This window comes from Avibacterium sp. 20-129, assembly GCF_026226845.1.
In the GTDB taxonomy this organism is placed as follows: Bacteria; Pseudomonadota; Gammaproteobacteria; order Enterobacterales; family Pasteurellaceae; genus Avibacterium.
Window position 1 is genome coordinate 375,101 of the sequence record NZ_JAKKOE010000002.1, and the last position, 19,755, is coordinate 394,855.

Sequence of the window (19,755 nt, forward strand, 5' to 3'; positions counted from 1 at the left end):
TAAACTCTGTATAATCTCGCCGCAATATTTTTTAACATTAACCTCATAAAAAGAGAGAATATTGCTATGCTACGCGTACTAAAAGAAGCCCTTACTTTTGATGATGTGCTACTTGTTCCCGCACATTCTACCGTATTACCAAATACTGCCGATCTATCCACTCAATTAACTAAAACCATTCGTTTAAATATACCTATGCTTTCAGCGGCAATGGATACCGTTACTGAAGCAAAACTTGCCATTTCTCTTGCACAAGAAGGTGGTATTGGTTTTATTCATAAAAATATGAGCATTGAACGTCAAGCTGATCGTGTACGTAAAGTGAAAAAATTTGAAAGTGGTATTGTTTCTGAACCCGTTACGGTTTCACCAGATCTCACTTTAGCAGAATTGGCTGAATTAGTGAAAAAAAATGGCTTTGCGGGTTACCCTGTTGTGGATAGCAAAGGGAATTTAGTAGGAATTATTACTGGACGCGACACGCGTTTTGTTAATGATCTTAGCCAAACAGTAGAAAAAATGATGACGCCAAAAGAGCGTCTTGTTACGGTAAAAGAAGGCACAGCTCGTACAGAAATTTTAGCATTAATGCACAACCATCGCGTAGAAAAAGTGCTTGTGGTGGATGATAGCTTTAAACTGAAAGGAATGATTACAGTCAAAGATTTCCAAAAAGCAGAACAAAAACCAAATGCTTGTAAAGATGAATTTGGTCGTTTGCGTGTAGGTGCGGCTGTTGGCGCCGGAGCGGGCAATGAAGAACGTATCGAAGCGCTTGTGCAAGCGGGGGTGGATGTATTATTAATTGATTCTTCTCACGGACATTCTGAAGGCGTGTTACAACGTGTACGTGAGACTCGTGCAAAATACCCAAATTTACCAATTATTGCGGGTAATGTTGCCACTGCAGAAGGTGCCATCGCCCTTGCGGATGCGGGGGCTAGTGCGGTTAAAATTGGTATTGGTCCGGGGTCAATTTGTACCACACGTATTGTTACTGGCGTGGGTGTGCCACAAATTACCGCCATTGCCGATGCGGCGGAAGCTCTAAAAGATCGTGGTATTCCGGTGATTGCGGATGGCGGTATTCGTTATTCTGGTGATATTGCCAAAGCGATTGCCGCTGGCGCGAGCTGTGTGATGGTTGGCTCAATGTTTGCGGGGACAGAAGAAGCACCGGGAGAAATTGAACTTTACCAAGGACGTGCATTTAAATCTTATCGTGGAATGGGTTCCTTAGGTGCTATGAGTAAAGGCTCATCAGATCGTTATTTCCAAAGTGATAATGCTGCAGATAAACTTGTACCAGAAGGCATTGAAGGGCGTATCCCATACAAAGGCTACTTAAAAGAAATTATCCACCAACAGATGGGCGGTTTACGTTCTTGTATGGGCTTAACAGGTTGTGCCACTATTGAAGATCTTCGCACCAAAGCCCAATTTGTGCGAATCAGCGGTGCGGGCATCAAAGAAAGCCACGTGCATGATGTCACCATCACCAAAGAAGCACCGAATTATAGAATGGGATAAAATGATTTGATTTTTATCTGTTTAAAATAGCGTAAAAAAGCGATGTTAATAATGGCAAATTATAGAGTTATCACCTTGATAGTTAATCAATTAATGATTAAGAGGGAAAATAATGCTAAATAACCGTTATTTCATCGCTTTTATCTATGTGCTTGCCATTGGTTTAGCATTCCCCATTATCCGCTATGTGAGTTTGTCTTTTCACATTTTGAATAATAATGCGGTTAGGCTACTTTCAGCGGGTGTGATATTTGTTGCAATCGTACTATGGAAATATCGCCAACAACTGGTACTCATTGCTCAGCAACCGAAGTTAGTTTGCTATTTAATCTTAATTGCTGTGATTATGGTGCTTAATATTTATCTTTCTACGGAAGGAATAAAGTACACGACAGCACTTACGGGAAGTATCTTTGGCATTATTATGATGCCTGTGGCAACAATAATGGCAGCAATATTCTATCAAGATGAGCGTAATCATTTAGCTTCACGGACTTTTTACATCGGTTCAATTATCGCACTTATTGGCTCATTTGCTTTCGTACTATTGGGGCAACATCAAGGCGAAAGCAGTAATTTAACGACAGGAATTATACTTCTCACAGGTTGGATTATTGTACAACCATTACAAAATCTTGTTGTAAAAAAAGCCGCACTTGTGCTTCACCCGATTGTTATTAGTGCCTCAACAGCAATACTATCAGGCATTATTTATCTTTGTTTAGCAATAGATGATGGCGTCATTATTCAATTAGCAGAAACCTCAGCCACGATGTTAATTATCTTAATCCTTGCCGGAATTTATTGCTTAATGGCAGGAATGTTTTTAGCATTCTATATTGTACAACAACAAGGATTAGTCTTTTTTAATATTCTGCAACTCTTAGTACCGATTTCAACAGCGATTATCAGTTTTATTTTACTTGGTGAAACCGTTAATATGACTCAAGTTATTGCAATGTTACTTGTGATGTCAGGCTGTTTTATCGCATTAAGAAAATAATTTTTTATTTACCCTAATAAGGGTGTAACACATTAAAGGTAAACAATGAACAACATTCACAACCATAAAATTTTAATCTTGGACTTTGGTTCACAATATACCCAGCTTATTGCACGCCGTGTACGAGAAATTGGCGTATATTGTGAACTTTGGGCGTGGGACGTAACGGAAGAACAAATCCGTGAATTTAACCCAACAGGCATTATTCTTTCAGGCGGACCTGAAAGCACCACGGAAGAAAACAGTCCGCGTGCGCCTGAATATGTGTTTAATGCGGGCGTGCCAGTATTAGGGATTTGCTACGGAATGCAAACAATGGCAATGCAGCTAGGTGGTTTAACCGAAACCTCTGATCACCGTGAATTTGGTTATGCTTCCGTTTCTTTACAAAATCCAACCGCACTTTTCGCCGGTTTAGATGACGGTGATCATAAATTAGATGTTTGGATGAGTCACGGCGATAAAGTTACCCAATTACCACCGCACTTTCAAATTGTGGGGGTTACGCCAACTTGTCCTATTGCCGCAATGTCCGATGAAAATCGCCACTTTTATGGTGTGCAATTCCACCCTGAAGTTACCCACACAAAAAGCGGCTTAGCCCTTTTAACTAATTTTGTGGTGAATATTTGTGGTTGTGAACGTAACTGGACACCAGAAAATATCATTGAAGATGCGATCGCTCGTATCAAAGCGCAAGTTGGTAATGATGAAGTCATTTTAGGTTTGTCAGGCGGTGTGGATTCTTCCGTTACGGCTTTATTATTACACCGTGCTATCGGTAAAAACTTACATTGTGTCTTTGTAGATAATGGTTTGCTACGCCTTAATGAAGCAGAGCAAGTAATGGCAATGTTTGGTGATAAATTTGGCTTAAATATCATTCATGTGAATGCGGAAGATCGCTTTTTAAATGCATTAAAAGGCATTGATGATCCAGAAGCGAAACGCAAAATGATCGGTAAAGTGTTCGTTGATGTGTTTGATGATGAATCGAAAAAACTCAGCAGCGTAAAATGGCTAGCACAAGGCACGATTTACCCTGATGTGATTGAATCTGCCGCAAGTAAAACAGGCAAAGCACACGTGATTAAATCGCATCACAACGTAGGCGGATTGCCGGATTATATGAAACTTGGTTTGGTAGAGCCATTACGCGAATTATTTAAAGATGAAGTGCGAAAAATCGGATTAGCTCTCGGGCTACCTGCTGAAATGCTCAACCGCCATCCATTCCCCGGTCCGGGCTTAGGCGTGCGTGTGCTGGGTGAAGTGAAAAAAGAATACTGTGATTTACTCCGTCGTGCCGATGCTATCTTTATTGAGGAACTGTACAACTCAGGTTGGTATTATAAAGTTAGCCAAGCGTTCACCGTATTCTTACCGGTAAAATCTGTTGGTGTAATGGGCGATGGACGTAAATATGACTGGGTTGTCTCTCTTCGTGCCGTAGAAACCATTGATTTTATGACCGCACACTGGGCGCATTTGCCTTACGACCTACTCGGAAAAATCTCCAATCGTATCATTAATGAAGTTGATGGTATTTCCCGCGTAGTCTATGACGTCAGCGGAAAACCACCTGCGACGATTGAATGGGAGTAGCAAGTTTTTAAGCTCAAAAGTAGGTATTGATCCTACTTTTGAGAGCTAAAATTTAAATATATTTTTTCAAAGCTGGCATTGTAGTAAATTAGCGTAATTATTTGGATGTCTCTTGTAGAGTTTTCACAGAAAAGTAGACAGACTGACGTATTAAACTGGTTGCTATATATTGGGGTCGGAAATTGGCGTGGTATCTACGATTTTCAAATTTTTCCATTGATTAAAGGCGTTGATTTTATATACCGTTTATAACAAAAAGGCGAAATCATCATTTCGCCTTTTTTAATGCCATTATTTTGCTATACGTTTGTATTTAATACGATGCGGTTGTAGGGCATCAGCACCGAAGGTTTTCTTTTTCCATTCTTCATAGTCTGAGAAGTTGCCTTCATAGAAAGTAACTTTGCCTTCATCGCCGTAATCCAGAATGTGGGTAGCGATACGGTCTAAGAACCAGCGATCGTGGGAAATTACCATCGCACAGCCCGGAAATTCTAAGATCGCATTTTCTAAGGCACGTAAAGTTTCCACGTCAAGATCGTTGGTTGGTTCGTCTAATAACAGCACGTTCCCCCCAGCTTGTAATAACTTGGCTAAATGTAAACGCCCACGTTCCCCACCAGACAATTCACCAACACGTTTTTGTTGATCGACGCCTTTGAAATTAAAACGTCCAACGTAGGCACGACTTGGGATTTCAAAGTTACCAATACGCAGAATATCTTGTCCGTGCGAGACTTCTTCCCATACTGTTTTACTATCGTCCATTTCATCACGGAATTGATCCACAGAAGAAAGCACCACGGTTTCACCAAGCGTAATATTTCCACTATCAGGTTGTTCTTGCCCAGAAAGCATACGGAAAAGGGTCGATTTTCCTGCACCGTTCGCCCCGATAATCCCAACAATCGCGCCTTTTGGAATACTGAAAGATAAATCATCAATTAATGTGCGATCACCATAGGCTTTAGTTAAATTGCTCACTTCGATAACTTTATCCCCTAAACGTGGACCCGGTGGAATAAATAATTCGTTGGTTTCGTTGCGTTTTTGATATTCACCGCTGTTTAATTCTTCAAAGCGAGCCATACGGGCTTTGCTTTTTGCTTGGCGGCCTTTTGGATTTTGGCGAACCCATTCTAACTCTTTTTCAATGGATTTTTGACGAGCAGATTCTGCCGCCGCTTCTTGGGCAAGGCGTTTTTCTTTTTGCTCTAACCACGAAGAATAGTTGCCTTCCCAAGGAATGCCTTCACCGCGGTCAAGCTCTAAGATCCAACCTGCGACATTGTCTAGGAAGTAACGGTCGTGGGTAATGGCAACCACAGTCCCTTCGTAATCGTGTAAGAAACGCTCTAACCAAGCGACTGATTCTGCATCTAAATGGTTGGTTGGCTCATCTAATAACAGCATATCTGGTTTTTCAAGCAATAAGCGGCAAAGTGCTACGCGACGGCGTTCCCCTCCTGAAAGATGCTCGATCTTGGCATCCCAATCCGGTAAACGTAACGCATCAGCGGCACGTTCAAGTTGGTTTTCTAGATTATGTCCATCGTGCGCTTGAATAATAGCTTCTAATTGTGCTTGTTCGGCGGCAAGTTTATCGAAGTCAGCATCAGGATCGGCATAAAGCGCATAAACTTCATCTAAACGTGTTAAGGCATTTTTTACATCGGCAACGGCTTCTTCCACGGCCTCGCGTACGGTCTGTTGTGGTTCTAGCTTAGGTTCTTGTGGGAGATAACCAATTTTAATTCCGGGTTGTGGACGTGCTTCCCCTTCAAATTCTTTATCTACGCCAGCCATAATGCGAAGCAGGGTGGATTTCCCTGCACCATTTAACCCTAGCACACCAATTTTGGCACCCGGGAAAAAACTTAAGGAAATATCTTTTAAAATATGACGTTTCGGTGGCACAACCTTACCGACACGATGCATAGTATAAACAAATTGTGATGACATAAATTGTTCTCTTAGCTGTAAAAAGTGCGGTTATTTTACTTGATGTTTTTGTTTTTGGCGAATTGAAAGCGAAAAAAAACCTCCCAAACGGGAGGTAGGAAAGTAGTTTAGCTATTTATTTTGATTATTTTATTTAGGAACTTTATGAATATCAAGCTGTCACTTGACGGTGTATATACTACAAAGAAATTGTGTATAAAGAAATGATCAACTTACATTTTTTTGATGTAAATCACATAAATACCGTTTTTTTATACTATTTAAGCAAGTGAATTTCCAGCGAGCATTTTGTTTCAAATGGGGTTTAGTGATAGGATTCGTTTTTTGAGAATAATTTTTATTAAGGTCAGTTATGTTAAGAAAGTGCTTAAGTGTATTGGTGCTATTGCCTTTATCTTGTTTTGCCCACCCTCACGCCTTTATTGATATGCGCAACAAAGTATTGGTAGAAGACGGAAGATTAGTGGGCTTTTCAATGCAGTGGGTGTTGGATGAAGCAAGTTCTGCCAGTATTATTTATGATTTAGCGCAATCCACTCAGCCGAGTGATAAGCAAAAGTTGATTGATGAGGCAATGAAAAATATTGTGAATGAGCATTATTTTAGCTATCTCTTTGATAAAAATAAGAACAAGATCAAATATAAAGCACAGGCACAGCATTATGGAATGAAATCAAATGGTACACAAGTGATGTACTATTTTGATTTTTTGTTGTCTAACCCCCAACTGCTAAAGGGAAATCAGTTTGAATTAGCAACATACGATCCCACTTATTTTGTGGCAATGACGTATCCAACACTTAATAACAAACAAAGTGCGGTGGATTTTTCACAACTTCCTGCGCAATGTTCGGGCAAAGTAGTTGAACCGAATGTGGATCAGAAGGTGCGCGAATATGCGGCTTCTTTAGATCGCAGTCAGCGTAATGAGGACAGTTCCCTTGGCGAAGTGTTTAGCCAAAAAGTGGAGATTGTATGCAATTAAACAAGCACACAAAAAGAGGGATTAAGTACCTCGCAATATTGCTGTTACTGGTGGGACTGGGGTTTTATGTCTTACCTTATTTGTTTGGTCAAACGATGAGTTGGCAGAAAGCGTTTAACCAAAGTATTTCTGGATATTTACACCAAATCAATCACTATCCCGTGCAAGCGGGGTTAAGCTTAATGCTGATAAGTTTTTTGTATGGGGTGCTACACGCCCTTGGTCCCGGACACGGTAAATTTGTGATTGCCAGTTATTTATCTACCCATCAATCTCAATTGAAAACCAGTGTTCAGCTCACCTTATTGTCTTCTTTAATGCAAGGCTTGGTGGCAGTGGTGGCAACATCTATTCTCGTGGCGGGGTTGCAATTGTCTTCCCATTATTTCAAATTGAGCCAGCTTTGGCTTGAACGTTCTGCGTTTATTTTGATGTTCTTATTGGGCATCTATTGGATTTATCAAAGTGCGGTGAAATTTTTGCACAAATTTCGTCAGAGTAAACGCACTGCTTCACTGGGGAAAATTCATTCTATTAAGCCTACCTCGGCAAAAAATAGACTGGAGAAACCTGTCCAGGTTGCACAAATCCATTGTGATCACGAAAAAGGTTGCAGCTGTGGGCATCAACATTTACCCAGTTCACAGCAATTAGATCACGCCACAAATTTTAAATCCCGCTTGCTTGTGATTTTAACGATTGGTATGCGACCTTGCTCAGGGGCGATTTTTATTCTTTTTCTTTCCTATATGCTCAATCTTTATAAGTGGGGAATCGCAGCCGCGATGGCAATGGCGGTTGGTACAGGAATGACGCTCTCTTTATTTGCGTTGATTGTGCAATACGCAAGGCAAACCGCGGTGAAGTTGGGGCGTTGGTATTTTAGTTCGGAAAATTCGCCTTATGCTGAGATTGTCGTGAAATTGATCGCAGGCGGCGTGGTGATTTTCTTTGCTACGGCACTTTTTTATGGCACAACCTTGCCTATGCGTGGTGGCGCGGTGCTATTTGGAGGATAATCTTTCCGGTGAAAAATAGGGGTGAAAGATCACCCCTTTTTTCTTTTGATTGTCTTATTATTCAAATCAAAGTGCGGTGTAAATAAGCAAAGAATTATACGCCACATAAGCGAGAAATAACATTAGCCCTTCAAGGCGGTTAATCTGCCCTGTTCGTCCTTTGAACCCATAACCAAATAAAAACAGTAAACCCGTCAAGGCGATCATAACGAGCATATCTCGACTAAACACTTCGGGCGTTGCTTGAATTGGGGTAATAGCACCTGCAATCCCTACTACCGCAAGTGTGTTAAACAAGTTAGAACCAATAATATTGCCCACAGCGAGATCTAATTCATTTTTTCTTGCCGCCATAATAGAAGCTGCTAATTCAGGTAATGACGTACCGATGGCAACAATGGTTAAGCCGATAATTAAATCACTCACACCTAAATAAGTGGCGATATTTACTGCCCCCCATACTAATAATTGCGAACTGCCCATTAATAATGCCAATCCAATGACTAACCATAATAAGGCGGTTTTTAGCGGCATTTGTGATTTTTCTTTGAGTTCATCGGTAATGTCTTGCCCAAGGCTATCGCTTGAATGTTTTGTGCCTTGCCAAATTGTCCAGCCCATATAGAGCGTGAAAACTGCCAATAAAATCACGGCATCAAGACGAGAAATGGTGGCATCATAAATTAAACAAGCAGAAAGTAGGGTAACAAACATTAACACAGGCAATTCTTTTTTTAGCACTTGTGAATTGACGATAATTGGCTTAATAATGGCGGTGACACCTAAAATTAACGCAATATTGGTGATGTTTGAGCCATAAGCATTGCCCAGTGCAATCCCCGGGCTGTGGTTGAGGGCTGAAAGGGCAGAAACAATGATTTCAGGCGCAGAGGTGCCAAACCCAATAATAACAATGCCAATTAATAGGGGCGACATCCCTAAATAGCTGGCAAGAGAAGCAGCACCATCAATAAAACGATCTGCACTCCAGACTAAAATCACTAATCCGATAAGTATAGCGAGAAAAGATAAAAACATTTGCTTGTCCTATAAATGATGAAAAGTAACGGATATTATCATTCTTATGAAAGGTTAATTAGAAAAAATAAAAGCCCATAAGGAGGATATGGGCTTTAAGCTCTTTTGGAATTAAATAGCTTTTATAAAAGGAGACAAATAAAAACTGCCAAAAGAGAAAATTGGCTCCTCCTGCTGGACTTGAACCAGCGACATACGGATTAACAGTCCGCCGTTCTACCGACTGAACTAAGGAGGAATAATTCTGTATCACAAGGAATTGGTCGCAGATGATAATGATCTGTCTTTCCTTTGTCAACAGTGAAATTAAAAAAATGTTGAAAAATTATATTCTTTTTTTATATCCACAGTGCCTGTGGATAAGTCTGTGGGTTCTTATTTGAAAAAATCGCTGATCCCTTGAAAAAACTAGGTGTTTACTGATTAGCAATAAAATTGATTGCAAAATAACATTTCCTTATTTATCAATTGGTTAATAAAAATCTAGAAATTTTTTTAAAATTTTTTTTGATTTTGTGAGATTTCAATCTTGACAAATATAACTCTGTGTAAAACTTAATGTTTTGTTCAAGCCGAAAGGAAAAAATTATGCTAAAATTGACCGCACTTTTCTAATAGGGCGTTTTTTATGAGTAACAAAATTCACAGCAAACCGTTTATTCTGCATTCCGATTTTTCTCCCTCGGGCGATCAACCTCAGGCGATAGAAAAGCTGAGCGAAAATCTTAATGATGGTTTGGCTCATCAAACGCTACTTGGCGTAACGGGATCGGGTAAAACCTTTACCATTGCCAATGTCATTGCCAAACTTAATCGCCCTGCAATGTTGTTGGCTCCGAACAAAACCCTTGCAGCTCAGCTTTATGCCGAAATGAAGACGTTTTTCCCTGAAAATGCGGTGGAGTATTTTGTTTCTTATTACGATTATTATCAGCCAGAAGCCTATGTCCCAAGTAGTGATACGTTTATTGAAAAAGATGCGTCTATTAATGACCAAATTGAACAAATGCGTCTGTCTGCAACAAAATCCTTTTTAGAACGGCGTGATACCATTGTGGTTGCCTCCGTTTCTGCTATTTATGGTTTAGGTGATCCCGATAGCTATTTGAAGATGATGTTACATTTACAAACGGGCGCGATTATTAACCAGCGACAAATTTTAGCGAAATTAGCGGAGTTGCAATATACTCGCAATGATCAGGCATTTCAGCGCGGGACATTCAGAGTGCGGGGAGAAATTATTGATATTTTCCCAGCAGAATCTGATGATCAAGCGGTTCGTATTGAATTATTTGATGATGAAATTGAACGTTTAAGTTTATTTGATCCGCTCACTGGCGCCAATTTCGGTGCCGTGCCGCGTTACACCATTTATCCGAAAACCCACTATGTTACCCCGCGTGAACGGATTTTAGATGCCATTGAGCAAATCAAAGCGGAGCTGGCGCAGCGCCGAGAGTATTTCATCAAAGAAAATAAATTGCTAGAGGAACAACGTATTACCCAACGCACTCAGTTTGATATTGAAATGATGAACGAATTGGGTTATTGCTCAGGCATTGAAAATTATTCTCGCTATTTATCTGGGCGTAAAGAAGGTGAGCCGCCTCCGACGTTATTTGACTATATTCCCGCTGATGGCTTATTGATTATTGATGAATCTCACGTTACTGTGCCACAAATTGGCGGAATGTATCGTGGCGACCGTTCACGTAAAGAAACCTTGGTGGAATATGGCTTTCGATTGCCTTCCGCGTTGGATAATCGCCCATTACGTTTTGAAGAATTTGAACGCCTTGCTCCGCAAACCATTTATGTTTCAGCGACGCCCGGCCCTTACGAATTAGAAAAATCAGGTAGTGAGATTATCGATCAAGTCGTACGCCCAACGGGGTTACTCGATCCTGAAATTGAAATCCGCCCCGTAGCGATTCAAGTGGATGACTTACTTTCCGAGGCTCGCCAAAGAGCGGATAAAAATGAACGCGTTTTAGTTACTACACTCACTAAACGAATGGCAGAAGATCTGACCGATTATTTAGAAGAACACGGTGTGCGCGTGCGTTATTTGCATTCTGATATTGATACCGTAGAACGGGTAGAAATCATTCGAGATTTACGTTTAGGGGAATTTGATGTATTGGTCGGAATCAACTTATTACGTGAGGGCTTAGACATTCCCGAAGTGTCTTTAGTCGCAATTTTAGATGCAGATAAAGAAGGCTTTTTGCGTTCCGAACGATCATTGATCCAAACCATTGGACGTGCGGCACGAAATTTAAATGGTAAAGCCATTTTGTATGCTGATAGTATTACCAAATCAATGGACAAAGCCATTAACGAAACCAACCGCCGCCGTGAAAAACAAATGAAATACAATGAAGAACACGGCATTGTGCCACAAGCGTTGAATAAAAAAGTCGGCGAATTGCTTGATATTGGACAAAGTGCAACCAATAACAAAGCAAAAAGCAAGCAAAAACAAAAATCAGTGGCAGAACCTACCGCACTTTATCAACCAACCAGTACAAAAGAACTTCAGCAACAAATCAAAAAGCTGGAACAACAAATGTACAAACACGCCCAAAACTTGGAATTTGAAAAAGCCGCTACGGTACGTGATCAGTTGCATCAGTTAAGGGAAAGGTTTTTGGTAGAAGAATAATTCTAGGAGAATAAATTATGAAAATATTATTTTTGCATAAGTGGCTTATAGTTGGTGGTATTGAAAGAGTACTAGTTAATTATTTTAAGTTATTATATGATATAGATAACTTAGATATAGATAACTTAGATATAGATCTTCTAATTGCCTTTGAAAAAGAAAAATCTCCTTTTATAGAGGAAATACCTAATAATATAAATATTTCTTATATTTTTAATAAAGATAAAACACTGCAGATAGAACATAGTGAAAAATATAGAAAAAATAATTTATTACATAGAGTATTTTATAAGTTAAGAAAGCTTCAAGATAAAAGCTTTTGTAAAAGAACTTTATCAAATGTTATTTTGAATGGTAATTACGATGTGATTATTAATTTTAGCAATCACTTTGATCCTTATTTAGAATTTAAAAATATATCTGTTCCAATTATTAGATGGCAGCATTTGGCGTTAGATATTGGGAATGTAAATTTAAAAAAAGAAAAAAATATCTTAAAAAATTATACTAAAGTGGTTTCAATTTGTAATGAAATGACTGAGCAAATAAAAAGATATACAGGGTTAGAGGATGAAAAATTATTTACTTTATTTAATCCAATAGATTTTTCTACTATAATTGAAAAATCTTTAAGATCTATTCCAGATATTAAAAAACCTTATTTCATTCAAGTTGCAAGATTAGATAAGATAAAAAGACATAAGGATTTAATTAATATTTATGCAAAGTTAGTTGATTTAGGAATTGAAGAGAATCTTTATATAATAGGTGATGGAGAAGAATATTCTAATTTAATGAATCAAATAAAAAAATTAAATTTGGAAGATAGGTGTTTTTTATTAGGGGAAATAAAAAATCCATATCCATATATGAAAAATGCTAAATTGTTTTTACATGTATCAGAAAGAGAAGGATTACCTACGGTTCTTTTGGAAAGTTTAATTTTAAACGTTCCTGTTATTGCTATGAATTGTGAGACAGGAGTCAAAGAAATTCTCAATTATGGGAAATGCGGAAAACTCATAGAGTTTTTTAATCAAGAAAGTTTCATTGAAGAATGTTTTAAACTATCACAATGTAATAGTTCACTTGAAAAGTATAAAATTGAGATTCGAAAACATTTGTCTTTATTCTCAGAGGAAAATATTAAATATCGCTTTTTGACGTTATTAAAAAATTTATTGAGGAAATAAATATGAAGAAAGTTAAGGTTGCACTTTTAATTAATGAATATTTTGGCGCATTAAATACTGGCTATGGAGGGTATGGATTTTTAGCAAGAAGGCTAATTACTAAATATTTACCAAGCGATGATATACAGATAGATGTATTATTAAAAACAACATCTAAATGCTTTGGGATGTTTGCAAAAAAGCATATTATAGATGGTATAAATGTTTATGAGTTACCTAAAAAGCCTTTTTTTGCTAAGAAATGGTTAAAATCTCAAAATTATGATCTTTATCTTACGATAGAAGTCACTTTTGATTATCCTTTACTTCAAGAAGATTTGAATAAAAAAGTAATATTCTGGATACAAGACCCTAGACCTAAATCAGATTGGGAAGAAATTGAAACAGTAAATTTATTTCCTGAGCCAAATTATTATGATCAAAAATTATATGATAATATACATAATCTATATAAAAAAGAAAGAGTTAAATTTATATCCCAAGCATATTTTTTAAATGATAAAGCGAAAGAATTATACTCTCTTGATAATAATGTAGATATTCAATACTTACCTAATCCAATAGATATTGACTATGAGTTCGATGTGAAAAAATTTCCTAAGAAAAATAATATAATTTTTTTAGGTAGGATAGAGTCAGTAAAAAGAGGATGGTTATTTTGTGAGATTGCTAAAAAATGTCCAGAGTATGATTTTTATATGTTAGGGCAATCATTCCATGATTTTGAAAGAAACTCTTCTATTATGAGTAAGTATAAAAATATTTCTAATCTCCATTTTATGGGACATGTTGATGGTGATGAAAAAAATAACTATTTGAAAAATGCTAAAATCTTAGTAAATACATCTATACATGAGGCTCTACCTATATCTTTTTTAGAAGCGCTTTCTTATGGAACTTTAATTGTAAGTAATCAGAACCCAGAAAATTTGACTTCTCAATTTGGTGTTTATGTTGGAACAGTATTAGGGGATGGCTTTGATTGTGTGGATAAATATGTAGATGCTATTAGAAAACTGATGTTAGATGAGCCATTAAGAAGTGAGCTTGCAATAAAAGCAAATCAATATATAAAAGAATATCATAATATTCCTAGATTTATTTCAGATATGCGAAATGTTATTTTTAATTTAGTAAAGGATAAATAATGGAAACTTTTGTAATTAGCTTAAAAGAAAATAATTATTTAAGAAGAGATCATATTTTTAATCAATTTAGGATATGTCAATTGGATTTTACTTTTTTGATGTGTTAAAGCAATAAAAATAGATGTTTTTATCAGAAATAAGATTTTTGATAAAACATCTACCTTATTGTAAATAATTGTATAAAATATTCAAATTTTATTTTTGAAAAAATTAGAGTTTATATTGAGTGAAGCTATGAAGAAAATAAAATTTCCTCCTATATTTATCATTAGTCTTAAAAATTCATCTAGACGAGAAGTTATTGCAAAACGTCTTCGTAGTTTAAATCTTGATTTTGAATTTTTTGACGCGGTTTATGGAAAGGAATTATCAAAAGATCAATTATCTAAGGTTGATTTTGATTTTTATCCTAAAGAGCATAATTCTCCTAAACCTCTAACATTAGGTGAAATAGGCTGTGCTATGAGTCATATTAAGCTTTATGAACATATTGTAAAAAACAATATTTCTGAAGCAATTATTTTTGAAGATGATGCTATTGTTTCTCTCTATTTTGAAGAAGTATTAAAAGTTGCTTTAGACAAAATATCTTCGGCTAAAGAAATTTTATTTTTAGATCATGGGAAAGCAAAAGTATGGCCTTTTATGCGTAACTTACCTGAACGTTATCGATTAGCGAAATATCGTTCTCCATCTCGAAATTCTAAACGTTGTATTATTAGAGCTACAGCATATTTGATTACTTTGACTGGAGCTAAAAAGCTATTAAGACAAGCCTATCCCATAAGGATGCCTGCGGATTATTTGACTGGGCTATTGCAATTAACTCATATTAATGCTTATGGCATAGAACCTCCCTGTGTATTTGGTAGTTATGATTCAGAAATTGATGAAATAGAAAACCGTTATGATTAAATTAAAAGATTTGCTAAGACGTTGGCGTCTTGCTTTGGGAAAATTTCTGCTAGATAAAAAAATAGATGATAATAGTATACTTCCACCCAAGAGTATTTTATTTCTTCGGCAGGATGGGAAGATAGGTGATTATATTGTTAGCTCTTTTGTATTTAGAGAGATAAAAAACTTTGACGCTTCAATAAAGATTGGGGTTGTTTGTACTAAACAAAATGCCTATTTATTTGAACAAAATCCTTATATTGATCAATTATATTTTGTGAAGAAGAAAAATATTATTGACTATATTAGAAATGGGCTAAAGATAGGCAAGCAATGCTATGATCTAGTTATCGATCCTACGATAATGCTACGCAACCGAGATCTTCTTTTTTTACGTTTAATTGGCGCAAAAAATTATCTTGGCTATCAGAAAGAAGATTATAAATTGTTTAATCTTAACTTATCACAAACAGATCTTCATTTTTCCGAAATATATCGACAGGCATTAGAAAAAATTGCTATTCCAGTTAAGTCAATGAAATATGATATGCCAATGAGAGAAAAAGAGCAAAATGAAGTTATTCAATTTTTGCAAAAATATAATATTGAGAATTATGTTGCAATTAATTTTTATGGTGCTGCGCGTTCAAGAAAATTTTCTGATGAAAATATAACGAAAATCTTATGTTATCTGACAAGTCAAAAAACAGATCGAAAGATTATTATTTTGGGATATCCAGATGTGAATAAAAAATTACTCAATATCGCTTCAGATTTTTGTAATGTATTTGTTTATGATACACAAAATATTTTCCATACAATTGAGTTAATTAAGCATTGTGCATATCTGATTTCTCCTGATACATCCACTATTCATATTGCATCAGGCTTTAATAAACCGATTATCGGTTTTTATAGTCAAGATCAAGTAAATTTTAACCATTGGAAACCAACGTCAAATATAGTTAATATTTTATTCTATGAGAAAGATATTAATGAGATTTCTCCACTGCGGTTTTATGAAGACTGGTTTAAATAATTGAAAGTGAGAGCCTTATTTTCTATGAAAATAAGGCTTTTTTTCCACTATTCGTAATGAAAACGAAACTCTTGTACTAAATCTGCGCTGAGGCTTTTGGCAACAGGGCAGGTGTGAGCCGCGGCTTCGAGCGTGGCACGCGTGCGTTCATCAAGCGCTTTGTTAAGATAAAAATCTAATACAATACGTGCGACTCGGCGTGGGTTGAGCGCCATTTCTTTTTCTACTTCGATGCGTGTGCCTTGCAAATCCACGCCAAGATCTCTTGCTCGAATTCCCATAATTGTCATTGCACAGGCGGCAAGTGAAGCAGCAAGTAAATCTGTTGGTGAAAAGGCTTCACCTTTACCATTATTGTCCACAGGGGCATCAGTGGAAATTTTGTTTCCACTTTGTAAATGGATTAAATCATTGTGCAAATTGCCAGTGTAATGAATCGTTGAAATGTGTGACATAGGAACTCCTTATTAGACTAATTTATAGCTCAATTAGAGTAAAAGGAAAGCTGGGGAAGTGCAAGATATATTATTTTTTTATTTAGAAAAATAATGAGGGAAATTAAAGTGGAATAGGATGAATTTGATTATTTTGCTTTATGGAGAGATTAATAGGATTTTATAAGAATTATCTCTAAGTAACAAAAGAACCTAGAAAAAATAAAATGATACAAAATGCTGTTTAAATCAGATAAACAGCATTTTTATAAGTGCGGTGCTTTTTTCGTAAATTTAGTTTAAAAGCCCAAGTAAACCATCAATCAGTGGCACAATAGGAATAAATAATAAGGTGCTTGTGGTAACAATATTGGTAGCAAAAGACACGTCACCTTTGGCTTCATTGGCAAGAATAGGCAATATGGCAAGAGCAGAAACGGAGGATTGTAGAATCAGAGTTTGTGCCTCAATCGTTGGCAATGGTAGCACGGTTTTACCAATAAGAATGAGAAATACCATAATCGCTGGGGAGATAGCAAATTTGCCGATGAGTGCGGTAATGGTGTCTTTATCAAATTTGAGGCTTTTTAATCCCGCATCATAAAGCGTGATGCCAATATAAATGAGTGAAAGTGGCGTAACCATTGCCCCTATATAGCTTAATGCGCTATGAATAAAATTTGGTACAGGAATATTGATGAGTAAAAAAATGAGGGCAACAAGAAACCCGAGTAACGGTGGAGGTAAAAGTTTTTTCCAGTTAAATAAGCGATGTGGTGATGATTGTGATTGGCTGCTATCTCGTGCAATCAGCCAAGCGCCAAAAGTCCAAGTGGAAATGGTATTTAGTACATAATAGACCAAAAAATAAGGCATACTATTTTCACCAAATAATGCAATATTTAAGGGTAAGCCGATAAATATGGTATTAGCGTTTACTATCGTATTAATAAAAACACCTTTCCGCCCTGCACGAATATTGAAGGCTTTTGTCATTAACCACGCAATAATATAACCTAAGAATATTGCAGCAGTACCATAAATTAATCCATCTGATAGCGAAAATAATTTTTCACGAGTAAGGTAACTTAGCACAGAAATAAAAATAGAAGCTGGGAGGGCAATATTCATAATGAGTTTAGAAATATTGCCAGCAAAGCTGTCTGCAAAATAGCCTTTATGGCGTAAATAAAAACCTAATACAATAATCAGAACGATAGATAAGACACTTTCAAGTGCGGTGAGAAAAAGCATTATATTTTCCTCTGTTGGAATAATTTCTTTTTTAGGATTATTTTGAAAGCGCTTTGTGAGATTAATTAATAAAAGCGCCGTCTTTTTTATAAAAATGCCGCCTGATTTTCAGACGGCATAGGCGTATTTAGCGATAAACGGCTTGCCACATTGCGTTTTGCACGCTTTGTACCCAGTTATCACTCTGTTTGGTTGCAACACCATCTTTTATTGCTTGTTTGGCGACAGCGACAGCCACCGTTGCTGACGAAGCGCGTAAATTATCTACTGAGGGAAGTAACGCTGCCCCTAAATCTTGTGGATTGACTTGGCTTGCAACAGCTTCAGCGGCAGCGAGTAACATTCCGTCAGTGACTTGGCTTGCCCCTGATACAATGACACCTAATCCTAAGCCGGGATAAAGCAGCGCATTGTTACCTTGCCCAATATAGAAAGCCGTTCCGTTATATTGCACAGGAGATACTGGAATACCCGTTGCGATTAAGGCTTTACCTTTTGACCAAGGGATTGCATCTTGCGGCATCACTTCAATACGCTCTGTTGGGTTAGAGAGCGGTAATAAAATTGGACGTTCTACGCCTTCACAAAGTGCTTTGATGACTTCTTCAGTGAATGCACCGTGATCTGTGGAGGTGCCAATTAAAATGGTTGGTTTGACTTGTTTTACGACTTCTAACAAACCAATTTTACCCTCTGAACGTTGCCAATCTGCCACTTCAGCCGCAGAGCGTGCATATTCTTGCTGGTAATTCGGTAGATTTGGCATATCATCAGTGACTAAGCCATTAATATCAATGAGCCATACGCGTTTTTTGGCTTCTTCGCGAGAAAGTCCATTACGTTCCATTGCGGCACTAATTTGATCTGCCATTCCTGTTCCCGCAGTTCCCGCTCCATAGACGACAAGGCGTTGTTCAGCGAATGTTTGTTTCGTAACTTTTAAACCTGAAATGACTGCTGCCATAACAATTGCGCCAGTGCCTTGCATATCATCATTGAAAATACGGTATTTTTCACGATTTTCAACTAAGATGCGACGTGCGTTGGAAGGACCAAAATCTTCAAAGTGCAAGAGGGCATTTGGGAACATTTCACTTGCTATTTTTAAATATTCATTAATTAAGTGATCATAGCGTTCACCACGCACACGAGCGTGTCGATTACCAAGATAAGTTGGGTCATTTAGCAATGCTTCGTTATCGGTACCAACATCTAAATTCACTGCAATGACACGGCTTGGATCGATGCCCGCAGCGGCAGTGTAGACGGCAAGTTTACCAACAGAAATATCCGTTCCGTTCACGCCCCAATCGCCAATACCAAGGATTTCTTCTGCATCAGAACAGACTATGAGATCAACATCCTCAGCGCCAAGCCCTAATGTTTCAAAAGAAGCACGAATATCTTCTGGACGGTTCACATTTAAATAAACGGCACGAGAACGGCGATAATCACGACTCCATTGTTTTATTGCATCACCTACGGTTGGGTCATAAACAATAGGTAACATTTCGGCGAGATGATCGGTAAGAAGACGATAATAAAGCACTTCATTACGATTATGTAGTTGGTCGAGGAAAATGTATTTTTCCATTGGTTTTTCATAACGAGAAAGTTGCTCATAAGCACGTTTGGCTTGTTCATCAAGGGTTTCCACAGCAGCAGGTAATCGCCCGGTTAAACCTAACTTATTACGTTCTTCAAGCGTAAAAGCCGTGCCTTTATTGGTTAGTGGATTAGTTAGAATATCAGGGGTATGACTCATTATTAACTCCTTATTTATGAAATAGATTATTTGTCGAGAGGTAAAATAGCTATTTGCTACTGAGTATAGGCGCATAAATAACAATTTCAAGTGGAGTGAATGTTATTTTTTTTTTTTTTTTTTTTTTTTTTTTTTTTTTTTTTTTTTTTAATATATTGATTTTGAAAGGTTTTTTGTAATTCGGGTTTTTGTTTATTTTGTTTTGTTATTTTTTTTTT

At 37.2% G+C, this 19,755-nt stretch carries 15 protein-coding genes and 1 tRNA gene; 10 read left to right on the forward strand and 6 right to left on the reverse strand.

The annotated features are described in order from the left end of the window. The first annotated feature begins 66 nt into the window (after positions 1–66). The 3 genes from guaB to guaA all read left to right on the forward strand — a co-directional run bounded on the left by guaB (position 67) and on the right by guaA (position 4,138). On the forward strand, positions 67–1,530 hold the full coding sequence (gene guaB / locus L5B90_RS09410; RefSeq protein WP_250349799.1) for an IMP dehydrogenase: 1,464 nt from the start codon (positions 67–69) through the stop codon (positions 1,528–1,530). Positions 1,531–1,642: 112 nt separating this feature from the next. Continuing rightward, positions 1,643–2,533 (forward strand): DMT family transporter, encoded by an 891-nt coding sequence (locus tag L5B90_RS09415; RefSeq protein ID WP_265762746.1) that lies wholly within the window; start codon positions 1,643–1,645, stop codon positions 2,531–2,533. A gap of 45 nt (positions 2,534–2,578) precedes the next feature. Further along, on the forward strand, positions 2,579–4,138 hold the full coding sequence (gene guaA, locus L5B90_RS09420) for a glutamine-hydrolyzing GMP synthase (protein WP_265762748.1): 1,560 nt from the start codon (positions 2,579–2,581) through the stop codon (positions 4,136–4,138). A 291-nt stretch (positions 4,139–4,429) separates the two neighbouring features. Here the strand turns inward: guaA and ettA are convergent, their stop codons facing one another. Beyond that, a complete protein-coding gene (ettA, locus tag L5B90_RS09425) occupies positions 4,430–6,100 on the reverse strand; it encodes an energy-dependent translational throttle protein EttA (RefSeq protein WP_250349802.1) in 1,671 nt (556 codons plus the stop codon). A 352-nt stretch (positions 6,101–6,452) separates the two neighbouring features. Between ettA and zevA the strand changes: the two genes are divergently transcribed. Together zevA and zevB are read left to right on the forward strand one after the other, a co-directional pair. Beyond that, on the forward strand, positions 6,453–7,085 hold the full coding sequence (zevA, locus tag L5B90_RS09430) for a zinc transporter binding subunit ZevA (RefSeq protein ID WP_265762749.1): 633 nt from the start codon (positions 6,453–6,455) through the stop codon (positions 7,083–7,085). After that, the gene (gene zevB / locus L5B90_RS09435; protein WP_250363346.1) at positions 7,076–8,104 is read left to right on the forward strand and encodes a zinc transporter permease subunit ZevB; all 1,029 of its coding nucleotides are present in this window, start codon (positions 7,076–7,078) and stop codon (positions 8,102–8,104) included. Before zevA ends, zevB begins: the two co-directional genes overlap by 10 nt. A 66-nt stretch (positions 8,105–8,170) precedes the next feature. Here the strand turns inward: zevB and L5B90_RS09440 are convergent, their stop codons facing one another. Continuing rightward, positions 8,171–9,142 (reverse strand): calcium/sodium antiporter, encoded by a 972-nt coding sequence (locus tag L5B90_RS09440; RefSeq protein ID WP_250363345.1) that lies wholly within the window; start codon positions 9,140–9,142, stop codon positions 8,171–8,173. Between the two features lie 162 nt (positions 9,143–9,304). Continuing rightward, positions 9,305–9,380: transfer RNA gene (locus L5B90_RS09445), tRNA-Asn, on the reverse strand. Positions 9,381–9,770: 390 nt separating this feature from the next. Between L5B90_RS09445 and uvrB the strand changes: the two genes are divergently transcribed. The 5 genes from uvrB (at position 9,771) to L5B90_RS09470 (ending at position 16,084) form a co-directional block, all read left to right on the forward strand. Then, positions 9,771–11,807 carry an excinuclease ABC subunit UvrB gene (gene uvrB, locus L5B90_RS09450; protein ID WP_250363344.1) on the forward strand — a complete coding sequence of 679 codons (2,037 nt, stop codon included), beginning with the start codon at positions 9,771–9,773 and terminating at the stop codon, positions 11,805–11,807. Positions 11,808–11,824: 17 nt separating this feature from the next. Continuing rightward, complete coding sequence (locus L5B90_RS09455; protein ID WP_250363343.1) at positions 11,825–13,000, forward strand: glycosyltransferase; 1,176 nt, start codon at positions 11,825–11,827, stop codon at positions 12,998–13,000. 2 nt (positions 13,001–13,002) lie between these two features. Continuing rightward, positions 13,003–14,148: a glycosyltransferase family 4 protein gene (locus tag L5B90_RS09460; protein WP_250363342.1), complete on the forward strand. Its 1,146-nt coding sequence runs from the start codon at positions 13,003–13,005 to the stop codon at positions 14,146–14,148. Positions 14,149–14,382: 234 nt separating this feature from the next. Then, positions 14,383–15,063: a glycosyltransferase family 25 protein gene (locus L5B90_RS09465; RefSeq protein WP_250363341.1), complete on the forward strand. Its 681-nt coding sequence runs from the start codon at positions 14,383–14,385 to the stop codon at positions 15,061–15,063. Next, a complete protein-coding gene (locus L5B90_RS09470; RefSeq protein WP_250364583.1) occupies positions 15,059–16,084 on the forward strand; it encodes a glycosyltransferase family 9 protein in 1,026 nt (341 codons plus the stop codon). Before L5B90_RS09465 ends, L5B90_RS09470 begins: the two co-directional genes overlap by 5 nt. A gap of 47 nt (positions 16,085–16,131) precedes the next feature. Here L5B90_RS09470 and L5B90_RS09475 read toward each other — a convergent pair whose 3' ends face one another. The 3 genes from L5B90_RS09475 to L5B90_RS09485 form a co-directional block, all read right to left on the reverse strand. Then, positions 16,132–16,539 (reverse strand): OsmC family protein, encoded by a 408-nt coding sequence (locus tag L5B90_RS09475; protein ID WP_250363340.1) that lies wholly within the window; start codon positions 16,537–16,539, stop codon positions 16,132–16,134. Positions 16,540–16,812: 273 nt separating this feature from the next. Beyond that, complete coding sequence (locus L5B90_RS09480; protein WP_265762750.1) at positions 16,813–17,772, reverse strand: AEC family transporter; 960 nt, start codon at positions 17,770–17,772, stop codon at positions 16,813–16,815. 127 nt (positions 17,773–17,899) lie between these two features. Then, complete coding sequence (locus L5B90_RS09485) at positions 17,900–19,537, reverse strand: NAD-dependent malic enzyme (RefSeq protein ID WP_265762751.1); 1,638 nt, start codon at positions 19,535–19,537, stop codon at positions 17,900–17,902. Positions 19,538–19,755: the final 218 nt, after the last annotated feature.

Bases quoted from the DNA above. Each gene is read 5' to 3' on its own strand.
- L5B90_RS09475 (WP_250363340.1), bottom strand. From the start codon at position 16,539: ATGTCACACATTTCAACGATTCATTACACTGGCAATTTGCACAATGAT.
- L5B90_RS09415 (WP_265762746.1), top strand. From the start codon at position 1,643: ATGCTAAATAACCGTTATTTCATCGCTTTTATCTATGTGCTTGCCATT.
- guaA (WP_265762748.1), top strand. From the start codon at position 2,579: ATGAACAACATTCACAACCATAAAATTTTAATCTTGGACTTTGGTTCA.
- zevB (WP_250363346.1), top strand. From the start codon at position 7,076: ATGCAATTAAACAAGCACACAAAAAGAGGGATTAAGTACCTCGCAATA.
- L5B90_RS09460 (WP_250363342.1), top strand. From the start codon at position 13,003: ATGAAGAAAGTTAAGGTTGCACTTTTAATTAATGAATATTTTGGCGCA.
- L5B90_RS09440 (WP_250363345.1), bottom strand. From the start codon at position 9,142: ATGTTTTTATCTTTTCTCGCTATACTTATCGGATTAGTGATTTTAGTC.
- L5B90_RS09465 (WP_250363341.1), top strand. From the start codon at position 14,383: ATGAAGAAAATAAAATTTCCTCCTATATTTATCATTAGTCTTAAAAAT.
- L5B90_RS09480 (WP_265762750.1), bottom strand. From the start codon at position 17,772: ATGCTTTTTCTCACCGCACTTGAAAGTGTCTTATCTATCGTTCTGATT.
- L5B90_RS09485 (WP_265762751.1), bottom strand. From the start codon at position 19,537: ATGAGTCATACCCCTGATATTCTAACTAATCCACTAACCAATAAAGGC.
- L5B90_RS09455 (WP_250363343.1), top strand. From the start codon at position 11,825: ATGAAAATATTATTTTTGCATAAGTGGCTTATAGTTGGTGGTATTGAA.
- zevA (WP_265762749.1), top strand. From the start codon at position 6,453: ATGTTAAGAAAGTGCTTAAGTGTATTGGTGCTATTGCCTTTATCTTGT.
- ettA (WP_250349802.1), bottom strand. From the start codon at position 6,100: ATGTCATCACAATTTGTTTATACTATGCATCGTGTCGGTAAGGTTGTG.
- uvrB (WP_250363344.1), top strand. From the start codon at position 9,771: ATGAGTAACAAAATTCACAGCAAACCGTTTATTCTGCATTCCGATTTT.
- guaB (WP_250349799.1), top strand. From the start codon at position 67: ATGCTACGCGTACTAAAAGAAGCCCTTACTTTTGATGATGTGCTACTT.